The organism is Rubrivirga aquatilis, from assembly GCF_046845665.1.
Classification (GTDB): domain Bacteria; phylum Bacteroidota; class Rhodothermia; order Rhodothermales; family Rubricoccaceae; genus Rubrivirga.
In genome coordinates this window covers 1,562,592-1,580,131 of record NZ_CP177355.1, presented here as the reverse complement: position 1 = coordinate 1,580,131, position 17,540 = coordinate 1,562,592, and the positions used below count along the sequence as shown (strand labels likewise).

Below are 17,540 nucleotides of genomic sequence, written 5' to 3'. Positions count from 1 at the left end.
CGCTAGGCGGCAGGTGTGATGCGCTCCGTACGCAAGGACTCGGCCTCGGGTTCGTACGCCAGCACCGGCCCGAGCCATCGCTCGGCCTCCGCCAGCGGCATCCCCTTGCGGGCCGCGTAGTCGGCGACCTGATCGCGGCCGAGCACGCCGACATTGAAGTACGCCGCGTCGGGATGGGCGAAGTAGACGCCGCAGACCGTCGCGGGCGGGGTCATCGCGAGGTGCTCCGTCAGCCCGGCGCCGGTGTGCTCGCGGGCGTTCAGGAGGTCGAAAATCGTGACCTTCTCGGTGTGGTCGGGCTGGGCGGGGTAGCCAGGCGCGGGGCGAATGCCGCGGTAGCGCTCACGGATGAGGTCGTCGGTCGACAGATTCTCGTCGGGCGCGTAGCCCCAGGCGTCGCGGCGCACAGTCGCGTGCAGGCGCTCGGCGTAGGCCTCTGCGAGGCGGTCCGCCAGCGACTGGGCCAGGATCGCGCGGTAGTCGTCGCCCGCGTCGCGGCCCGCTTGCGCGACGGCCTCGGCGCCGTGGATGGTGACGACGAAGGCCCCGAGATGGTCGTCGGCGGGGGCGACCAAATCGGCGAGCGCGCGGTTGGGCTTGCCGGGCGTCTTGGCGGTCTGCTGGCGCAGGGTGTGGAGCCGCACCTCGCCGTCGGCGTCGAGCACGAGGTCGTCGCCGTCGCGGCGGGCGGGGAACAGGCCGAAGACGGCGCGGGGCGTAAAGAGGGCGTCGGCCTCGATCTCGTCGAGCAACTCGTTGGCCTCTTGGAACAGCTTGCGGGCGGGCTCGCCCTTGTCCGGGTCGTCGAAGATGGCGGGGTAGGCGCCGCGCAGCTCCCAGGCGGCGAAAAAGGGGCCCCAGTCGATCCACGGGCGGAGATCCGCGACGGTCGCCGTGTCCGGGGTGACGCCGAGCGTGCGGGGCACGGGGAGGTCGTCGAACGCCAGCGCCTGGGCGTTGGCGCGGGCATCCGCCAGCGGCAGGATGGTCTGCGCCCGCTGGCGCGCCGCGTAGCGCTCGCGGACGGCGGCGTACTCGTCGGTGACGCCCTCGGCAAAGGCGTCGCGGCTGTCACCGACGAGTGCCGAGACGGTCGGGACCGACTTCGAGGCGTCGAGCACGTGGACGGCCGGGGCCGAGTAGTGCGGGGCCACCTTGACGGCCGTGTGCAGCTTCGACGTCGTCGCCCCGCCGATCAACAGCGGCAGCCGGATCCCGGCCCGCTCCATCTCCTTGGCGACGGCCACCATCTCGTCGAGCGACGGCGTGATGAGGCCGGACAGCCCGACCACGTCCACGTCGTGCTCGCGGATGGCGTCCACGATCGTCTGCGACGGGACCATCACCCCGAGGTCGATCACGTCGTAGCCGTTGCAGCCCAGCACGACGCCGACGATGTTCTTGCCGATGTCGTGCACGTCGCCCTTGACGGTCGCCATCAGCACCTTCGTCCGGGCGACGGCCTCGACCTGCTCGGCCTCGATAAACGGCGTCAGGTGCGCGACGGCCCGCTTCATCACCCGGGCCGACTTCACGACCTGGGGCAAGAACATCTTGCCCGCCCCGAACAGGTCGCCGACCCGGTTCATCCCGTCCATCAGCGGCCCCTCGATCACCTCGAGGGGTCGGTCGTACGTCAGCCGCGCCTCCTCCGTGTCGGCGTCCACGAACTCGGTGATGCCCTTGACGAGCGCGTACGCCAGCCGCTCCTCGACGGGCGCGTCGCGCCACGCCGCCGCCTTGGCCTCTTGCGCGGCGTCCGGCGCGCGGTAGCTCTCCGCGAGGGCGACGAGCCGCTCGGTCGCGTCGTCGCGGCGGTCGAACAGCACGTCCTCGACGGCTTGCAGCAGCGCCGGGTCGAGGTCGTCGTACACCGCGAGCTGCCCGGCGTTGACGATGCCCATGTCGAGCCCTGCCTGGACGGCGTGGTACAGGAACGCCGAGTGCATCGCCTCGCGGACCGGCTCATTCCCGCGGAACGAGAAGCTGAGGTTCGAAATCCCGCCCGAGACGCGCGCGTGCGGGAGGGTCGCCTTGATCCAGCGCGTGGCCTCGAGAAAGTCGAGCGCGTAGCGGCGGTGTTCTTCCAAGCCGGTCGCGACGGCGAACACGTTGGGGTCGAAGACGATGTCCTCGGGCGGGACGCCGACCTCGTCGACCAGCATCCGATACGCGCGCTCGCACACGGCGATGCGGCGCTCGACGGTGTCGGCCTGCCCGTCCTCGTCGAAGGCCATCACGATGACGGCGGCGCCGTAGTCGCGGGCCCGCTCGGCCTGCTGGCGGAAGCTGGCCTCTCCTTCCTTGAGCGAGATCGAGTTGACGACCGGCTTGCCCGGAATGCACTTCAGGCCGGCCTCGATGGTCGCCCACGAGGACGAGTCGACGACGACGGGGACGCGCGCAATGTCGGGCTCGGCCATCGCCAGCAGGAGGAACCGCTCCATGGCCGCCGGACCGTCAAGCATCCCCTCGTCCATGTTCACGTCGATCATCTGCGCGCCGGCCTCGACCTGCTGCGCGGCGACCGACAGGGCCTCGTCGTAGTCCCCGGCCTGGATGAGCCGCTCGAATCGCTTCGAGCCCGTCACGTTCGTCCGCTCCCCGATGTTGACGAGGTTCGTGTCGGGCCGGATCGCCAGCGTCTCCAGCCCGGCCGCGCGGAACGTCCGGACCGGCGAGGCCGGGACGCGCGGTGCGAGCCCCTCGACCGCCCCGGCGATGGCCTCGATGTGGGCGGGCGTCGTCCCGCAGCACCCGCCGACCAGGTTGAGCCACCCCTCCTCGGCGTAGTCGCGGGCCTGCTGCGCCATGAACGCGGGCCCCTCGTCATAGCCGCCGAGCTCGTTGGGCAGCCCGGCGTTCGGGTACAGGCTGGTGTAGACGGGCACGGCCGCCGCCAGCGCGGCGAGGTGCGGGCGCATCTGGGCACTTCCCAGCGCGCAGTTGAGGCCCACCGACAGCAGGTTCGGCGCGTGCGCGAGCGAGTGGTAGAACGCCTCGACGGTCTGCCCGACGAGGGTCCGCCCGCTCTGGTCGACGACCGTCCCGGAGAGCATCACCGGGGGCAGGCTCCTGTGCTGGCGGCGGTGCTCGCGCAAGGCCACGACGGCCGCCTTGGCGTTGAGCGTGTCGAAGATGGTCTCGACGAGGAGCACGTCCGCGCCGCCGTCGACGAGCCCGCGGATCTGCTCGGCGTAGGCCGCTTTGACCTGGTCGAAGGTGACCGCGCGCGCGCCGGGGTCCTCCACGTCCGGCGACAGCGACAGCGTCCGGTTCATCGGGCCGATGGAGCCGGCCACCAAGCGCGGCCGGTCGGCAGTGCTCGCGTCGTCGGCCGCGGCGCGCGCGAGGCGGGCGGCGGCGACGTTGAGCTCGTACGCCAAGTCGGACAGCCCGTAGTCCGCGAGCGAGACCGCCTGCGCGTTGAACGTGTTCGTCGTCGCGAGGTCCGCGCCCGCCGCGAAATAGCTCGCGTGGACGCCGCGGACCAGGTCGGGCTGGGTGAGGACGAGCAAGTCGTTGGCGCCCGCCAGCGATTCGGGCCAGTCGGCAAAGCGGTCGCCGCGCAGGTCGGCCTCGGTGACCCCGGCGGCCTGGATCATCGTGCCCATGCCCCCGTCGAGGAGCAGGATGCGGGCGTCGAGGAACGGGCGGAGCGTGTCGAGGGTCACGGGATCGGCGGAGGCGGGCCGCAAGCTAGGCCGGTGCCGGGGCCTCGATCCGGGCCGAGCGCCCCGGAAGCGCTCCCGATCCCACGATTCCGCGCCTAGAGCCCGAGCGCCTTACGGATCCGGTCGCCGTGGAGCGTCACCGACGGCACGACGACCACCTCGCCGTCGCCCGCCAGCGGCGACGGGCTGTAGAAGAGGCCCAGCTCGGGGGCGACCGCGAGGTCCGGCCACCCGATGCGCGCGCCGAAAAACAAGCCGAGCGCAGGCGCCGTCGCGAGCGCGTCGCCCGCGAACGGCGTCAGGTCCTGGAGCCGGACGCCGCCGTAGGGCACGACCTGGGGCGCGACCGCGAGCGGGCCGGGCGAGGCCACGACGGTCGCCTCGGCGTGCAGGTGGCGCGAGCCGATCACGCCCGCCCCGACGAGGACCGCGACGCCCTCCTCGGAGCCGAGCGGCCCGGCCACCTTGCGCTTGTACGTCGCCGTCAGGCTGCCCAGCCCGACCAAGCGGACGCCCACGTCGGACCGCTCGTCGAGCCCGAGCCGGGCCTCGTTGCCGACCGCGAGCGCGGCGCCGCCGGGCTCGTCGTCGGCCTGCAAGTCGCGGCGGGCGGAGGCCACCTGGAGCACGACCGACGGCCGGACCTCTTGAGGCGCGACGGTGTCGGGCGGGGCGCCGACGGCGTACGGGACGCAGCCGGACAGGCCGACGAGGGCGGCGAGCGCCGCGAGGCGGGGGGGCGACATGCCGCAAGCTAGTGGCTCGGCGGGGCCCGGGGCCGCCGGCCGCCGGCGGACTGGCTCGCGACGGCCCAGAGAAATATGAGGGCGGCCCCGACGGCCGTTCGCCGCGCAACCGCGGCCCGGCGCGCCCGTAGGGCACGGCTTCCGGCGTCCACCCCGACTTCACAGGGTTGACGCCACTCTGCGACAACTCCACGACGCGCGCCGCGTCGGAGGCCCTTCCACGTTCCCCCCGGCCATGTCTCTCCGTTCGTTCCTCCCGCTCGTCGCCCTGCTGCTGGCGGCCCCCGCCTTCGCCCAGGGCGGCCAGCCCCAGGGCGCCGTCACCGCCACCATCGTCGACGCCGCGACCGGCACGCCCCTCCCGTCGGCCACGCTGGCGCTGTACACCGCCCGCGACACGTCGTTCGCGACCGGCGGCGCGGCCGACGTCGACGGCACCGTCACGATCGACCCGGTCCGGCCGGGCGCGTACACGGCGCGCGTCAGCTTTATCGGCTACGAGACGGCCCAGATCGAGACGTTCACGGTCGCCGTCGGCGCGCCGGCCGCGCTCGGCGAGATCCGGCTGACGGAGGACGCCGCCGTGCTCGACGAGGCCGAGGTGACCGCCCGGCGCGACTTCGTCGAGCAGCAGGCCGACCGGACGGTCTACAACGTCCAGGAGCAGGCCGTGACGGCGGGCGGGAGCGCGCTCGAAACGCTGCAGACGCTGCCCTCGCTGGAGGTCGACACCGACGGCAACATCTCGCTGCGCGGCAACCAGAACGTCGTCATCCAGATCAACGGGCGGCCGACGCCGGTGCGCGGGGCCTTCCTCGCGGCCCTCCTGCGCCAGATCCCGGCCGACAAGATCGAGCGCGTCGAGGTGATCCCGAACCCGAGCGCGAAGTACGAGCCCGACGGCATGAGCGGGATCGTCAACATCGTGCTCGCCGAGGGCACCAACCGCGGACTCTCCGGCGGCTTCACGCTCGGGGCCGGGACCGAGGTGAGCGGGAATGCGGGCGCCAACCTCAGCTACCAGAGCGGCGACTGGGACCTCAACGGCCAGTACGGCCTGCGCTACGGCGAGCGCGGCGTGTCCATCACGTCGTCGCAGCGGTTCGTCAACGGGACCCCGGTCCTCAGCCAGCTCGGGCTCAATGACAACGAGGACCTGTCCAACTTTTTCAACGGCTCGGCCACGTACACGCTCTCCGAGGGCACGACGCTCTCCGCCGAGGGCTCGTTGGGCATCCGCTCAAACGGCTCGACCGGGCTCACCGACTTTACGCGGACCGTCGACGACATGCTGATCCTGTCCGAGCGGTCGACCGACAACGACGGCGACGGCATGAACGGCGACCTCGCGCTCGTCTTCCGCAAGCAGTTCCAGGCGGCGGGCGGCGGCCAGGGCGCAGCTGGCGGCACCTCGGGCGGTCGAGGCGGCTTCCGGGGTGGCTTCGGCGGCCCGCGCGGCGGCGGCGGCACCCAGGGCGGCCACGAGCTCGCCGTCGAGACGCGCTACACGCACAACGGTACCGACGGGCTCGGCCTCTTCACCGACTTCAACACCGGCCTGGTAACGGGCCTCCAGTCGCAGCTCCAGGACCAGACGAACGACGAGGCCTCGTTCCAGGTCGACTACACCCAGCCGCTCGGCGAGGGCAAGCTCGAGGTCGGCACCAAGCTCAGCTCCGAGTGGGTCGCCAGCGACAGCCAGGTCGAGACAGGCACGACGATGGGCGACCTCGTCGTCGACCCGAACCAGACCAACGCCTTCGACTACGACCGCCAGATCGCGGCGGTCTACCTCCAGGGCGCGCGCGGCTTCGGCAACCTCCAGCTCCAGGCCGGCGTCCGCGCCGAGTACGCCCGGCGCGCGTTCAACCTGTCGACCGAGGTGCCGGAGATCTACAGCGAGGGCCTCGACCTGACCGACACCGAGCAGGACTACACGAGCTTGTTCCCGAGCGCCTTCGTGACCTACGCCTTCGAGCCCGGCTCGCTCGTCAAGGGCTCGTACTCGCGCCGCATCGAGCGCCCGCGGACGTTCTTCCTCAACCCCTTCCCCGACCTCTCGGACACGACCTTCGTCCGCGTCGGCACACCCAATCTGCGGCCCGAGTACACGGATTCGTACGAGCTCACGCTCCAGTACAAGTTCTTCGCGACGCTGACCCCGTTCTACCGCCGCACGACGGACGTCATCTCGCGGCGTGTGTTCACCGACGCCACGACAGGCGTGAGCGTCTTCCGCCCCGGCAACTTGGACTCGGAGAGCAACTACGGCGCCGACCTGACGCTCTTCGGCCAGTTCCTCGGCGGCGCCATCCGAGGCTTCGCCAGCACGAGCCTCTACCAGTCGGTGACGACGGACCCGGACCCCGGCGAGGCTGACACGAAGGCGCTCGCGTACGACGCGCGGACGAGCCTGCAGCTCAAGGTCCGCGAGGGGACGGAGCTCCAGCTCTTCGCCTTCTACCGGGGCCCGCAGAAGACGGTCGACGGCCGGCGCGGCGCGTTCGTGTTCTCGAACATCGGCGTCAACCAGACGCTCACCGAGCAGCTCCGGCTCTCCGCCCGCGTCAACGACCCGTTCGGGCTGGCGAAGTTCGAGTTCGAGACCAACGACGGCGTCTTCCTGCGCAACACGGAGTTCGACCCGAGCATCCAGAGCGCCTCGTTCACGCTGACGTACACGTTCGGCAGCAACCAGAACCGCCCGCGCCCGCAGCAGCCCCAGGGCGGCGGCGTCGACGACGGCGGGTTCGGCATCTAAACTGTCCGGACGGCTTGCATGAGGGGGGATGGGCTCGCGCCTGTCCCCCCTCGCCGTGTCTGGAGGTCGGCCGCGAGCCGGCCGAATGGGCACATCTGCCCATGCGGGGTGGCCGCGAATCGGGGGAGACTGGGAGCGTTCCGCCTGCCCCCTCTCTCCATGCCCCTCCTCGACCGCCGGTCGGCCCTCATCCTCTCGCTTCTGACCGCGGGGGCCGCCCCGGCCTCCGGCGCGACCTGCACCTGGCTCGGCGGCACGGCCTCGTGGGCCGCAGCCGCTTCGTGGAGCTGCGGCGCCGCGCCCACCGCCTCCGACGACGTCGCGATCGCTGCGGGCACCGTGACGATGGACACGGGCGCGCCGCGGACCGTCCGCTCCCTCACCCTCACGGGTGGCACGTTGGCCGGCGCGGACAGCCTGCGCATCACGGAGTCGCTCGTGTGGGAGGCCGGCACCATGACCGGCGCCGGGGCCACCGTCGTCGCCGGCCCGGCCGCCTTGCGGGGCGCCGCCAGCAAGGTGCTCGACCGCGAGCTGATCCTGACCGGCCAGACCGAGTGGTCCGACGGGACGCTGCTGTTCCGCGACGGGGGCCTGCTCCGCAACCGCGGCGTCTTCCTCGACACCGCCGTCGGCACGCACGCCATGGCCCGGGCGGGCGACGTCACCCAGGCGCCGCGCGTCCACAACCAGGGCCGGTGGCAGATCTCGTCGGCCGGGACCACCTCGAACGTCGACGTGCTCAACGAGGGCACGCTGATCGTGGGCGGCGGCGGGTTCTCGGTCCGCGCCCCGGCGCGGTTCGCGCACGAGCCGGCGGCCGTCCTCACCGGCAGCGCGATGCTGGACCTCGCCAGCGGGGCCGAGGTCGCGATGGGCGGGCGCGTCGAGCCCGGCGGCCCCGGCGCCGTCGGGTGGTTCGAGGTCCGCGGCCCGTACCCGATGGGCCCGCAGCACGTCCTCGACATCGACGTGACGCAGACGGTGCCGTCGAGCGACCTGCTCCAGACGCGCGACGGCACCGTGACGATTGCGGGCCGCCTCCTGGTGCGCGTCGCGAGCCCCGGGGTGCTCGGCCAGGGCCTCGCCGTGATCGCGCATGGGGGCAGCGGCGCCCTCGTCGGGTGCTACGCCCCGGACCAGATCGACGTGGTCGACACGGCCGGGCAGCCGCTCGGGCTCGCCGTGGTGGCGACGTGCACGGGCGAGGCCGTCACGATCGCGGCCGCGGCGACCGCCGGCGACGACCGGCCCGGCGCGGACGCCCCGTCGCTGGCGCTGCGGTCGGCGACCCCCGCGCGGCGTGGCACGCCGGTCACGCTCGACGCCTCGGCGCCCGGCGCCTCCGCCGCTCGCGTCGACGTGCTCGACGCCGTCGGCCGACAGGTGGCGACGCTGCCCGGCCCGGCTCCCGGCGCCCGCCGGGTCGAGGTCCCCACGGACCGCCTGCCCGCCGGCCTCTACGTCGTCCGCCTCGTCGCCGACGGCGCGACGGCCACTCGCCGATTCGTCGTCGTCGACTAACGCCCCGTTCCCCACCGGGCGGCTCTGCGGCCGCTCCCCATCCCCACCGACCATGCGGTCCCTGCGCGTGCTCCTCATCCTGACCCTGCTCGGCGTGGCGCTCGCCGCGTGCGCCGGGGTCGACGCCGACCCGTACCCCGAGGTCCCGCCGACCGTGCGCGGGGTAGTCGCCTCCATCCGGCACAGCGCCACCGCCAGCGGACTCCTGGTCGAGCCCGTCGGCGACCCGTGCGGGCTCCAGGCCGTCGCCGACGACTACACGCGCGTCTCGCGGCGCATGCGGTCCGGGCGGCTGGCGCCGGCCCGGATTGGCGAGGTCCGCCAGGGCGACACCGTCGAGGTGTTCGTGGACGGGCCCGTGGCCGCGATGTGCCCGCGCGAGGGCCACGCCGCCACGATCGTGATCGTGCCCTCGAGAGCGCGGACCTGACCGCCCGCCCCGTCGCCATGCCCACCCCCCCCCATCGCCGCCCGTCGGCGTCAGCCTTTCCCCCCGTCCGCCGGCGCGCCTCCGCGCCGGCGGCACCCGGCGGTACCTTTTTCGTGCCCGACGAGCCACTCCGCCGGCTCCTCGAGAACGCCTCCGACCTCATCCAGGTCGTCAGCCCGACGGCGGGCATCCTGTACTCGAGCCCGTCCGTCGAGCGGCTGCTCGGCTACACGCCCGCCGAGCTCCTGGGCCGGTCCACGCTCGCGTTCATCCACCCCGACGACCGCGAGCCGATCCAGCGCGAGATCGAGGCACTGCTCGCCGAGCCCGGCGCGACGCGCACCGCGACCTACCGGGTCCGCCACGCGGACGGCCGGTGGCGCGTGCTCGAGGCGCGGGGCCGGACACTCTCGCCCGCCGGGCCGGACGAGGGCCTCGTCGTCCACGCGCACGACGTGACCGAGCGCGTCCACGCGGAGGCCGCGCTGCGCGCCAGCGAGGAGCACTTCCGGCGGCTCATCGAGAACGCCTCGGACATGGTCCAGATCGTCGACGCGGAGGCGCGGATCGTGTACACGGGCCCCTCGGTGCACAGGCTGCTCGGCTACACGCCGGAGGAGATCGCCGGTCGCTCCGCCTTCGACTTCCTCCATCCCGACGACGTGCCCCAGGCGACGGACTCGCTGGGGACGCTGGCGGCGGCGCCGGGCACCAGCCTGACCATCGGCTACCGGGTCTTGCACAAGGACGGCCGGTGGCGCCACTTCGAGGCCAACTGCCGCACGCTCGCGCCCGACGGCGCCGACGAGGGGTTCGTGGTCAACGCCCGCGACATGACCGACCGCGTCGAGGCGGAGGCGGCGCTGCGGCGGGCGCAGGACCGGATCGTCCAGCAGGAGACGCTGGCGGGGCTCGGCCGGATGGCGGCGGGCATCGCGCATGAGCTGATGAACCCGCTCAACTTCGTGACCAACTTCGCCGACCTCTCGGTCGAGCTCGCCGACGACCTCCGCGCCCGCCGCGCGGCGCCGGACGCCGACGGGCTCCTCGACGACCTCGCCGCGAACGCCCGCGCCATCGCCGCGCACGGCCGCCGCGCCGACGCCATCGTCCGCCGCATGCTGGCGCATGCGAGCGCGCCGGGCGCCCGCCAGCGGGCCCCCCTCAACGGCCTCGTGACCGACTACGCGACGCTCGCCGCCAGCACCTGGCGCGCCGAGCACTCTGGGGCCGAGGTGGCGATGGACATCGCCCTCGACGCCGCGGCCGGGGACGTCGAGGGCGACCTCCGGTCGATCGGCCGGGCGATCGCCGGCGTGGTCACGAACGCGTTCGACGCCGCCGCCGAGCCGGGCCGTGCGGGCGCGCGCGGCGTGACGGTCCGCACGGCCGCGGCCGGGGACACGGCCGAGGTGGTCGTCGAGGACACCGGGCCCGGGGTCTCGGAGGCGGTGCGGGCCCGGCTCTTCGAGCCCTTCTTCACCACCAAGGCGCCCGGGAGCGGGCACGTCGGCCTGGGGCTCTCGCTCGCCCACGACGTCGTCGTGCGGGGCCACGGCGGGCGGATCGACGTGGCGCCAGCGGGCGGCGGCGGCGCGGCATTCACCCTCGTCCTGCCGACGACGCCCCGGCGCGCGCGCCGCCGGCGAGACGAGGCGCCGGCGTAGAAAAAACATCGGGTGGAGAGGGCGTGGCGGTCGAGCCCCGGCCGGCGCGACGTACACTCGCGGCCGCCCCCTGCGCCGTGGCCCGCGTGCCCGGCGCCCCGCGTCGCATGCGCCTCTCCACGAGCGACCTCGCCCGGCTCGGCGCCGCCAACCAGCTGCTCCTGAGCCCCCTCGCCGCGCCCGACCCGCAGGCCTGGCTGCTCGCGGCCGGGGCCGCCATCCGCGACGTGGTCGGCGGGACGGGCGTGGTCGTCCAGATCGGATCCGAGTCCTTCCCATTTGCCAGCCCGGACGCGACGGACGTGGTCGAGAGCCTCCAGATGATGGTCGACGCCGTCCAGGCCGACGGCGTCCGATTTAGCGACCCGGTGACGGACCTGTGGAACCGGCTCCGTCGCGAGAGGGGCCTCCGCACGTTCAGCTGGGACGCCAACCGCCACCTCGTCGAGGCGCACGGCGTGCAGCTCCGGCAGGGCCTGCTGATCGACGCGCTCCGGCGCCAGGGCTACCACGACTTCGTGGGCATGGTGGACCGCGCGCCCGACGGCGAGGCGATGGTGTGGGTCCTGCAGCGCCGCCACGGCGCCTTCCCCCACGCCGAGCGGACCGACGCGCTGCTGGGCGTGCTGCTCCCCGCGTTCCGCGCGGGCCTCGACACGGTCGCCCGCCTGGGCGCCCACCGCGCCGCGCTCGACGCCGTCGACGCCCCCCTCCTGGCGCTCGGCCCCGACGGCCGCGAGCGCCACCGCACGCCCGCCCTCGCCCGCCTGCTCGCGGACCCCGTCGAGGCGGAGGCGCTCGCGCCAGCGCTGGCACGGCTCGGCCGCCGCGCCCTGTCTCTCCAGGGCCCGGAGTCAGCACGGGCTGCTGGCGGCGAGGAAGCGGTGACCACTGCCCGGGGCCGCTACACGCTCCGTGCGACCGCTCTCCCGCCAGGTCTGTTCGGCGCTGAGCCTGCGCTGCTCGTCACCGTGGAGCCGCCGCCCGCGCCGTCGCTGCCGACGCCCGAGTCCGTTCGCGAGCGCCACGGCCTGACGCCACGCGAAGCCGAGGTTGCCGTGCTGCTCGCCCAAGGGTGCTCGAATGCCGACTTGGCCGACCGCCTGTTCGTCAGCCCGCACACGGCGCGGCACCATGTCGAGAACGTGCTCGCGAAGCTGGAGGTCGCCGGCCGGTCAGGCGTCGCCGCACGCCTGCTAGCGAGGTAGGCGGCCTCAATCCGGCGGTTGCCCCCAGCCGTTCGGCCCGGCCTCGCCGGCCTGCACCAGCCACACGCCCAGCAGGCCCCAGCCCACGACCGGGACCAAGAGCAGTGAGGTCCACAGGCTCGTCCGCCCGATGTCGTGGAGCCGACGCGCCGTGAGGGAGAGCGCGGGGAAGAAGGTGAGCGCGGCGTACGTCGCGAACACCATCCCACCGGCGACGAACCCCAGCGCCGCGCGGTCGGCGACGATGGCTGAGCCGATGAGGAGAATGAAGCCGATGCCGCCGTGGACCAGCCAGAAGCCCCAGAAATCGGCCCGCGACGCCCGGCCGTCGAAGTCGGCGAACGCAGCAAGGACGTGGAGGTAGGCGGCAGGAGGGGACACGCGGCGGGCGGGGCGGCGGGTGCAGGATAGTCGAGGACGAGCCGGCATACCTTGCGCCTAGATCTGTGCGCCGATCGATCTCCATGCCTCGTGCCCTCTTCGTCGCCCTGCTAATTTGGGGAGCCCCCGCAGCGGCCCAATCCGCCACCGTCCTCGGCCCGACTCGGGGCTACGTCGAGTTGCTCGGCAACGGCGGCCTCACCTCGATCAACGTGGAGCGGCAAGTGTCTGACCGAATCGCCGTCCGGGCGGGCGTGGGGTACCTCCCCCCGTTCGCCAACTACCTCGAATCGTCGCTGGCGGCCGGGGCCGTGAGCGTCCCGCTGATGGTGACGCTCACGCCGTCGGGCGCGAGCGGCCTCGAAGCGGGGGTCGGCTTCGTGGTGCAAAAGCCCGTCGACCGGGCCGGCGTCGGCGATCTGGTGCCGACGGCGACCGTCGGCTACCGAAGGGTCACCGAGGCGGGCGATCTCTTCCGGTTCGGCATCACGCCGTTCCTCATACGAGGAGGGAGCAACCCAGCCGTGGTACCGTGGGTGGGCGTCAGCTTCGGCGCGGCAATGTAGCGGCGCCCGCCTTGGCGCCGAGGCGGGCAGACCCGCCCTCTCCCCGCTACTCCACCCAGTCGGCGACGAAGACGTTGGTGTCGCGGCTGGGCGTGCGGTCGAGGTTGCGGTTCGAGGCGAAGACGAGCCGGGTGCCGTCGGGCGAGAACATGGGGAAGGCGTCGAAGGTGCCGCTGAACGTCACGCGCTCCAGGTCGCCCGAGGCGATGTCGACCAGGAAGAGGTCGAACTCGCGGCCGCCCTCGGCCATCGTGTGGTGGTTGCTCGCGAAGATGAGCGACTCGCCGGAGGGGTGGAAAAACGGGGCCCAGTTGGCGCCGGGCAGGCGCGTCACGCGGCGCACGTTCGAGCCGTCGATGTCGGCCACGTACAGGTCGAGGGCGCCGGGCTCGACGGTGTCGTCCGCCAGCAGCGCGCGATACGCGTCGGCGGCGGCGCCCGTCGGGCGCGAGGAGCGCCAAACGATCTGGGTGCCGTCGGGCGAGAAAAAGGCGCCGCCGTCGTAGCCGAGTGTGTCGGTGAGCTGCAAGAGGTCGCCGGTCGCCACCTCGAACCGCCACAGCTCGAGGTCGCCGGAGCGCGTCGAGGTAAAGATGACGAACCGGCCGTCAGGGCTGACCGTCGCCTCGGCGTCGTAGCCGGGCCCGCCGATCAAGAGCTCGGTGTTCGAGCCGTCCGCGTCGGCGACGAAGATGTCGTAGGTCGGGAAAATGTCCCAGACGTAGCGGCCAGTCGGCGAGGCCGCCGTCACCGGGCACGCCGGGCCGCCAGGGTGCGTGGAGGCGTACACGACGCGGTCGTCGGTCAGGAAGTAGCCACAGGTCGTCCGGCCGGTGCCCGTCGAAACGAGCGTTGCGCCGTCGCCGCTCTCGCCCGCGCCGTCGGCGACGGACATCACGAACTGCTGGTCGCAGCCCTGCGTGTTGATGGCGGTCCAGTCGCTCTGGAAGATGAGCCGGTCGCCGTCGGGGCTCCAGTACGCCTCGGCGTTGTTGCCACCGAAGGTGAGCTGGCGGACGTTGCGCAAGTGGCGCTCGCCGTCGAAGCGCAGCGGGTCGTCGCTGGCCTCGGCCACGTCGGCGGGGGCCCCGGTGATGGGCCGATCCGCGTTGGCCGACTGGACGGCCTCACGCTCGGTCTCGGCGAGGTCAGCGCGGACGGCCTGGCAGGCGGGGAGGAGGAGGACGGCGAGCAGGGCGACGAACGGGCGCATCGGGCGGGGGGGGGATCCGCGATCCAAACACGCTCGCGCACTTCCGAGTTGCCACCGCGGCCCGCTTCCCGGGTTCTTCGAGGCCCCGCCGCCGCACGCGGCCACGCGCCAGGGCGCTCTGGACGAACACCGGCGCCCCAACCCGGTACACGCGCGCCCCTCCCCGCTGCCATGTTCGAAGTCGTCCCGCTGGGCGTCGGCTCTGCCGTCCCCACCTCCTCGCGCCACCTGTCCGGCACGCTGGTCCGCCGCGAGGGCCGGAGCGTGCTCTTCGACTGCGGCGAGGGCACCCAGCTCCAGCTCATCCGCGGCCACCTCACGCGCGGCCAGCTCGACGCCATCTGCGTCACGCATCTCCACGGCGACCATCTCTTCGGCCTGCCCGGACTGCTGACGACGCTGGCGCTGCTGGAGCGCGACACGCCGCTCACCGTCGTCGGACCTGAGGGGATCGCCGGGATGACGGCGTTGCCCGGCGTCGCGAACCTCCCCTACCCCGTCACCTTCCGCGAGCTGACCGACGAGGACGGCGCCGTGGTCTACGAGGACGAGGGGGCCACCATCGAGGCCCGCCCGCTCGCGCACCGCGTGCCGTGCTGGGGCTACCGGTACCAGGAGCGGGTCCGGCCGGGGACCATCGACGGCGAGGCGGCGCGAGCCGCGGGCGTCACGGAGGGGTGGCAGTTCGAGGCCCTCAAACGCGGCGAGCCGGTGGAGCTGGCCGACGGGACCACGCTGGCGCCGGACGGGCTCGTCGGGCCCCCTCGCGTGGGCGCCTCGTTCGCATACGTCCTCGACACCCGTCCGTGCGACGGGGGCCGGGCGCTGGCGAGCGACGCGGACCTGCTGCTCCACGAGGCGACGTTCACGGACGAGCACGCGGACCGCGCCGAGGCCGTCGCGCACTCGACCGCCCGACAGGCCGCCGAGGTCGCCCGGGACGCCGGCGCGCGGCGCCTGCTGCTCACCCACTTCTCGGCCCGCTACGGCGACACGAGCGGGCTGGTGGCCGAGGCGCGAGCGGCGTTTCCCGAGACGGAGGCCGCCGAAGAGTTGGCGCGCTACGAGGTCCGCCGGTAAAGCCCTCCGGAGAGGACACGGCGGCGGAACCACGCCCGCCCCGTCCGGGGTAGGGAGCCCGTGGCCGATTCCCCGACTCCCGCAACGCCCGCCTGGCGCCCCCCGCGCGGGCTGGCGCGGCGCCTGGGCGCGCTGCTGTGGCCGTACCGCTGGCACGTCGCCGCCGCCCTCTCGCTGACGCTCGTCGTCGCATTCTTGGGCCCGCTCCGGCCGCGCCTGGTTCAGACCGCCGTCGACGACCACATCGTCACGGGCGACCTGCCGGGCCTGCTCCGCATCGTGGGCCTGATCGCGGGCGTGCTCGTCGCCGAGGGGCTGGCGTACTTCGCGCTCGGCTACCTCACGCAGTGGGTCGGGCAGAACGCGCTCTATGACTTGCGCACGCGCGTCTTCCGCTTTATCGAGCGCCAGCGGCTGGCGTTCTTCGACGGCACGCCCATCGGCACGCTGATCACGCGGGCCACGTCCGACATCGAGGCGCTGGCGGACCTGCTCTCGGCCGGCGCCGTCACGATCCTCGGCGACCTCGCGCGGCTGCTGTTCATCGGCTACTTCATGCTCTCACTCGACCCCGAGCTGGGCATGGTCGCGCTGCTGGCGCTCCCGCCGATGGTGCTCGTCACCGAGGTCTTCCGGCGCAAGATGCGCGCGGCGTACCGGGAGACCCGCAAGCAGGTCGGCCGCCTCAACGCGTTCCTGCAGGAGCACGTCACAGGCATGAGCGTGGTCCAGATCTTCGGCCGCGAGGCCGAGGAGCAGCGCCGCTTCGAGTCGGTCAACGACGCCCACCGCGACGCGCACATCCAGACCGTCCACTACTACGCGCTGTTCTACCCGGTCGTCGACATCATCGCCTCCGCGGCGCTGGCGCTCGTGGTGTGGTTCGGCGGGACCGAGGCCATGCGCGAGGCCGTCACCATCGGCACGCTGATCGCGTTCGTGCAGTACGTCCGGATGTTCTTCGAGCCGGTCCGCAACCTGTCCGACCAGCTCAACTCGATCCAGAGCGCCTTCGCGGCGTCGGAGCGCGTGTTCGACCTGCTCGACGACGACCAGTCGCTGCCCGAGCCCGAGGCGCCCGTCGCGCTCCCCGCCGCCCGCGCCGGTCGCATCGCCTTCGAGAACGTGTGGTTCGCGTACGAGAAGCTGCCTGCGGAAGCGGGACTGGGGATCGAAGGGACTACGGGGACTGCGGGAGAGCCCTCCGGCGATACAGCCCAGTCCCCAGTCCCTACGTCCCAACAGTCCCCTGAGCCCAACTGGAACTGGGTCCTGCGCGACGTCTCGTTCACCGCCGAGTCCGGGCAGACACTGGCGCTCGTCGGGGCAACAGGCTCGGGGAAGACGACGATCCTGTCGCTGCTGATGCGGTTCTACGAGCCCCAGCGCGGGCGCGTCACGATCGACGGCATCGACGTGAAAGACCTCCCCCTGGCCGAGCTGCGCCGACAGGTCGGGCTCGTGCTGCAAGACGTGTTCCTCTTCTCGGGGACGATCGAGGAGAACGTCACGCTCGGCGCCGACATCCCGGCGGAACGCGTCGCCGAAGCGGCGGCGCTCGTGGGGGCCGACACGTTCATCGACCGCCTGCCGCAACGCTATGCCTCCCCCGTCGGCGAGCGCGGCGCGACGCTGTCGCTCGGCCAACGCCAGCTGCTCTCCTTCGTGCGGACGCTCCTCTACGACCCGGCCGTGCTCGTGCTCGACGAGGCCACGTCGTCGGTCGACACCGAGACCGAGGAGATGGTCCAGCGCGCCGTCGACGTGCTGATGGAGGGGCGGACGGCGATCGTCGTCGCCCACCGGCTCTCGACGGTGCAGCACGCGGATCAGATCTTGGTGCTGCACAAGGGCGAGGTCCGCGAGCGGGGCAGCCACCAGACGCTGCTGGTGGCCGACGGGCTGTACCGTCGGCTCTACGAGCTCCAGTACGCGGACCAGGAGCGGGCGGCGGCGTAGGCTACTGTCGGGCACATCGCCACGGACGAAGCCCCGGAGGGCCCCGCACCGCACACCGCCACCTGCGGACGCACCACAGCGATACGGCACGGGCCGCCCAGCCCCCACCAGGTCTCGGCCGACGGCTCGGCGCTCGCGTCAGGCGTGCCCGTGCTCGCGACGGCCCTCCGAGAGCCCGCCACCGACAGGGGTTGACAGCGCCTCGCAAATGACTTATCGTTAATCGCCGATCAACGATCGGACTTGTTCCACTCACACCCCCCTCCCATGGCGAGCTTCCTCACCTGTTGCGACGACGACGACTGCTGCCCCGACGGCATCGACGATCGTA

At 73.0% G+C, this 17,540-nt stretch carries 12 protein-coding genes; 8 read left to right on the top strand and 4 right to left on the bottom strand.

The window, feature by feature from the left end; genetic code table 11:
• Window positions 1-2: 2 nt before the first annotated feature.
• Together metH and ACLII4_RS06830 are read right to left on the bottom strand one after the other, a co-directional pair.
• On the bottom strand, window positions 3-3,674 hold the full coding sequence (gene metH, locus ACLII4_RS06835) for a methionine synthase (RefSeq protein ID WP_412070152.1): 3,672 nt from the start codon (window positions 3,672-3,674) through the stop codon (window positions 3-5).
• A gap of 95 nt (window positions 3,675-3,769) precedes the next feature.
• Window positions 3,770-4,420 (bottom strand): hypothetical protein, encoded by a 651-nt coding sequence (locus tag ACLII4_RS06830; protein ID WP_412070151.1) that lies wholly within the window; start codon window positions 4,418-4,420, stop codon window positions 3,770-3,772.
• A gap of 235 nt (window positions 4,421-4,655) precedes the next feature.
• Here ACLII4_RS06830 and ACLII4_RS06825 point away from each other — a divergent pair, with 235 nt between their 5' ends.
• From ACLII4_RS06825 to ACLII4_RS06805, 5 genes are all read left to right on the top strand, one after another.
• Window positions 4,656-7,181: a TonB-dependent receptor domain-containing protein gene (locus tag ACLII4_RS06825; RefSeq protein WP_412070150.1), complete on the top strand. Its 2,526-nt coding sequence runs from the start codon at window positions 4,656-4,658 to the stop codon at window positions 7,179-7,181.
• Window positions 7,182-7,340: 159 nt separating this feature from the next.
• Window positions 7,341-8,705 (top strand): T9SS type A sorting domain-containing protein, encoded by a 1,365-nt coding sequence (locus ACLII4_RS06820; RefSeq protein ID WP_412070149.1) that lies wholly within the window; start codon window positions 7,341-7,343, stop codon window positions 8,703-8,705.
• Window positions 8,706-8,757: 52 nt separating this feature from the next.
• Window positions 8,758-9,135 (top strand): hypothetical protein, encoded by a 378-nt coding sequence (locus tag ACLII4_RS06815; protein WP_412070148.1) that lies wholly within the window; start codon window positions 8,758-8,760, stop codon window positions 9,133-9,135.
• A 113-nt stretch (window positions 9,136-9,248) separates the two neighbouring features.
• Window positions 9,249-10,802, top strand: a complete 1,554-nt coding sequence (locus ACLII4_RS06810; protein WP_412070147.1) for a PAS domain S-box protein — start codon at window positions 9,249-9,251, stop codon at window positions 10,800-10,802.
• A gap of 107 nt (window positions 10,803-10,909) precedes the next feature.
• Complete coding sequence (locus ACLII4_RS06805; protein ID WP_412070146.1) at window positions 10,910-12,010, top strand: LuxR C-terminal-related transcriptional regulator; 1,101 nt, start codon at window positions 10,910-10,912, stop codon at window positions 12,008-12,010.
• Between the two features lie 6 nt (window positions 12,011-12,016).
• On the opposite strand, the gene ACLII4_RS06800 is transcribed toward ACLII4_RS06805, so the two are convergent.
• On the bottom strand, window positions 12,017-12,391 hold the full coding sequence (locus ACLII4_RS06800; RefSeq protein ID WP_412070145.1) for a DUF805 domain-containing protein: 375 nt from the start codon (window positions 12,389-12,391) through the stop codon (window positions 12,017-12,019).
• A 224-nt stretch (window positions 12,392-12,615) separates the two neighbouring features.
• Here ACLII4_RS06800 and ACLII4_RS06795 point away from each other — a divergent pair, with 224 nt between their 5' ends.
• Window positions 12,616-12,957 (top strand): hypothetical protein, encoded by a 342-nt coding sequence (locus ACLII4_RS06795; RefSeq protein ID WP_412070144.1) that lies wholly within the window; start codon window positions 12,616-12,618, stop codon window positions 12,955-12,957.
• A gap of 46 nt (window positions 12,958-13,003) precedes the next feature.
• Here ACLII4_RS06795 and ACLII4_RS06790 read toward each other — a convergent pair whose 3' ends face one another.
• Window positions 13,004-14,170: a hypothetical protein gene (locus tag ACLII4_RS06790; protein ID WP_412070143.1), complete on the bottom strand. Its 1,167-nt coding sequence runs from the start codon at window positions 14,168-14,170 to the stop codon at window positions 13,004-13,006.
• A 171-nt stretch (window positions 14,171-14,341) separates the two neighbouring features.
• Between ACLII4_RS06790 and rnz the strand changes: the two genes are divergently transcribed.
• Together rnz and ACLII4_RS06780 are read left to right on the top strand one after the other, a co-directional pair.
• The gene (gene rnz, locus ACLII4_RS06785; protein ID WP_412070142.1) at window positions 14,342-15,250 is read left to right on the top strand and encodes a ribonuclease Z; all 909 of its coding nucleotides are present in this window, start codon (window positions 14,342-14,344) and stop codon (window positions 15,248-15,250) included.
• A 60-nt stretch (window positions 15,251-15,310) separates the two neighbouring features.
• On the top strand, window positions 15,311-17,209 hold the full coding sequence (locus tag ACLII4_RS06780; protein ID WP_412070141.1) for an ABC transporter ATP-binding protein: 1,899 nt from the start codon (window positions 15,311-15,313) through the stop codon (window positions 17,207-17,209).
• Window positions 17,210-17,540 lie beyond the last annotated feature (331 nt).

Excerpts from the sequence above, each read along its gene's own strand:
- ACLII4_RS06830 (WP_412070151.1), bottom strand. The coding sequence starts at position 4,420 with ATGTCGCCCCCCCGCCTCGCGGCGCTCGCCGCCCTCGTCGGCCTGTCC.
- ACLII4_RS06825 (WP_412070150.1), top strand. The coding sequence starts at position 4,656 with ATGTCTCTCCGTTCGTTCCTCCCGCTCGTCGCCCTGCTGCTGGCGGCC.
- ACLII4_RS06820 (WP_412070149.1), top strand. The coding sequence starts at position 7,341 with ATGCCCCTCCTCGACCGCCGGTCGGCCCTCATCCTCTCGCTTCTGACC.
- ACLII4_RS06815 (WP_412070148.1), top strand. The coding sequence starts at position 8,758 with ATGCGGTCCCTGCGCGTGCTCCTCATCCTGACCCTGCTCGGCGTGGCG.
- ACLII4_RS06805 (WP_412070146.1), top strand. The coding sequence starts at position 10,910 with ATGCGCCTCTCCACGAGCGACCTCGCCCGGCTCGGCGCCGCCAACCAG.
- ACLII4_RS06790 (WP_412070143.1), bottom strand. The coding sequence starts at position 14,170 with ATGCGCCCGTTCGTCGCCCTGCTCGCCGTCCTCCTCCTCCCCGCCTGC.
- rnz (WP_412070142.1), top strand. The coding sequence starts at position 14,342 with ATGTTCGAAGTCGTCCCGCTGGGCGTCGGCTCTGCCGTCCCCACCTCC.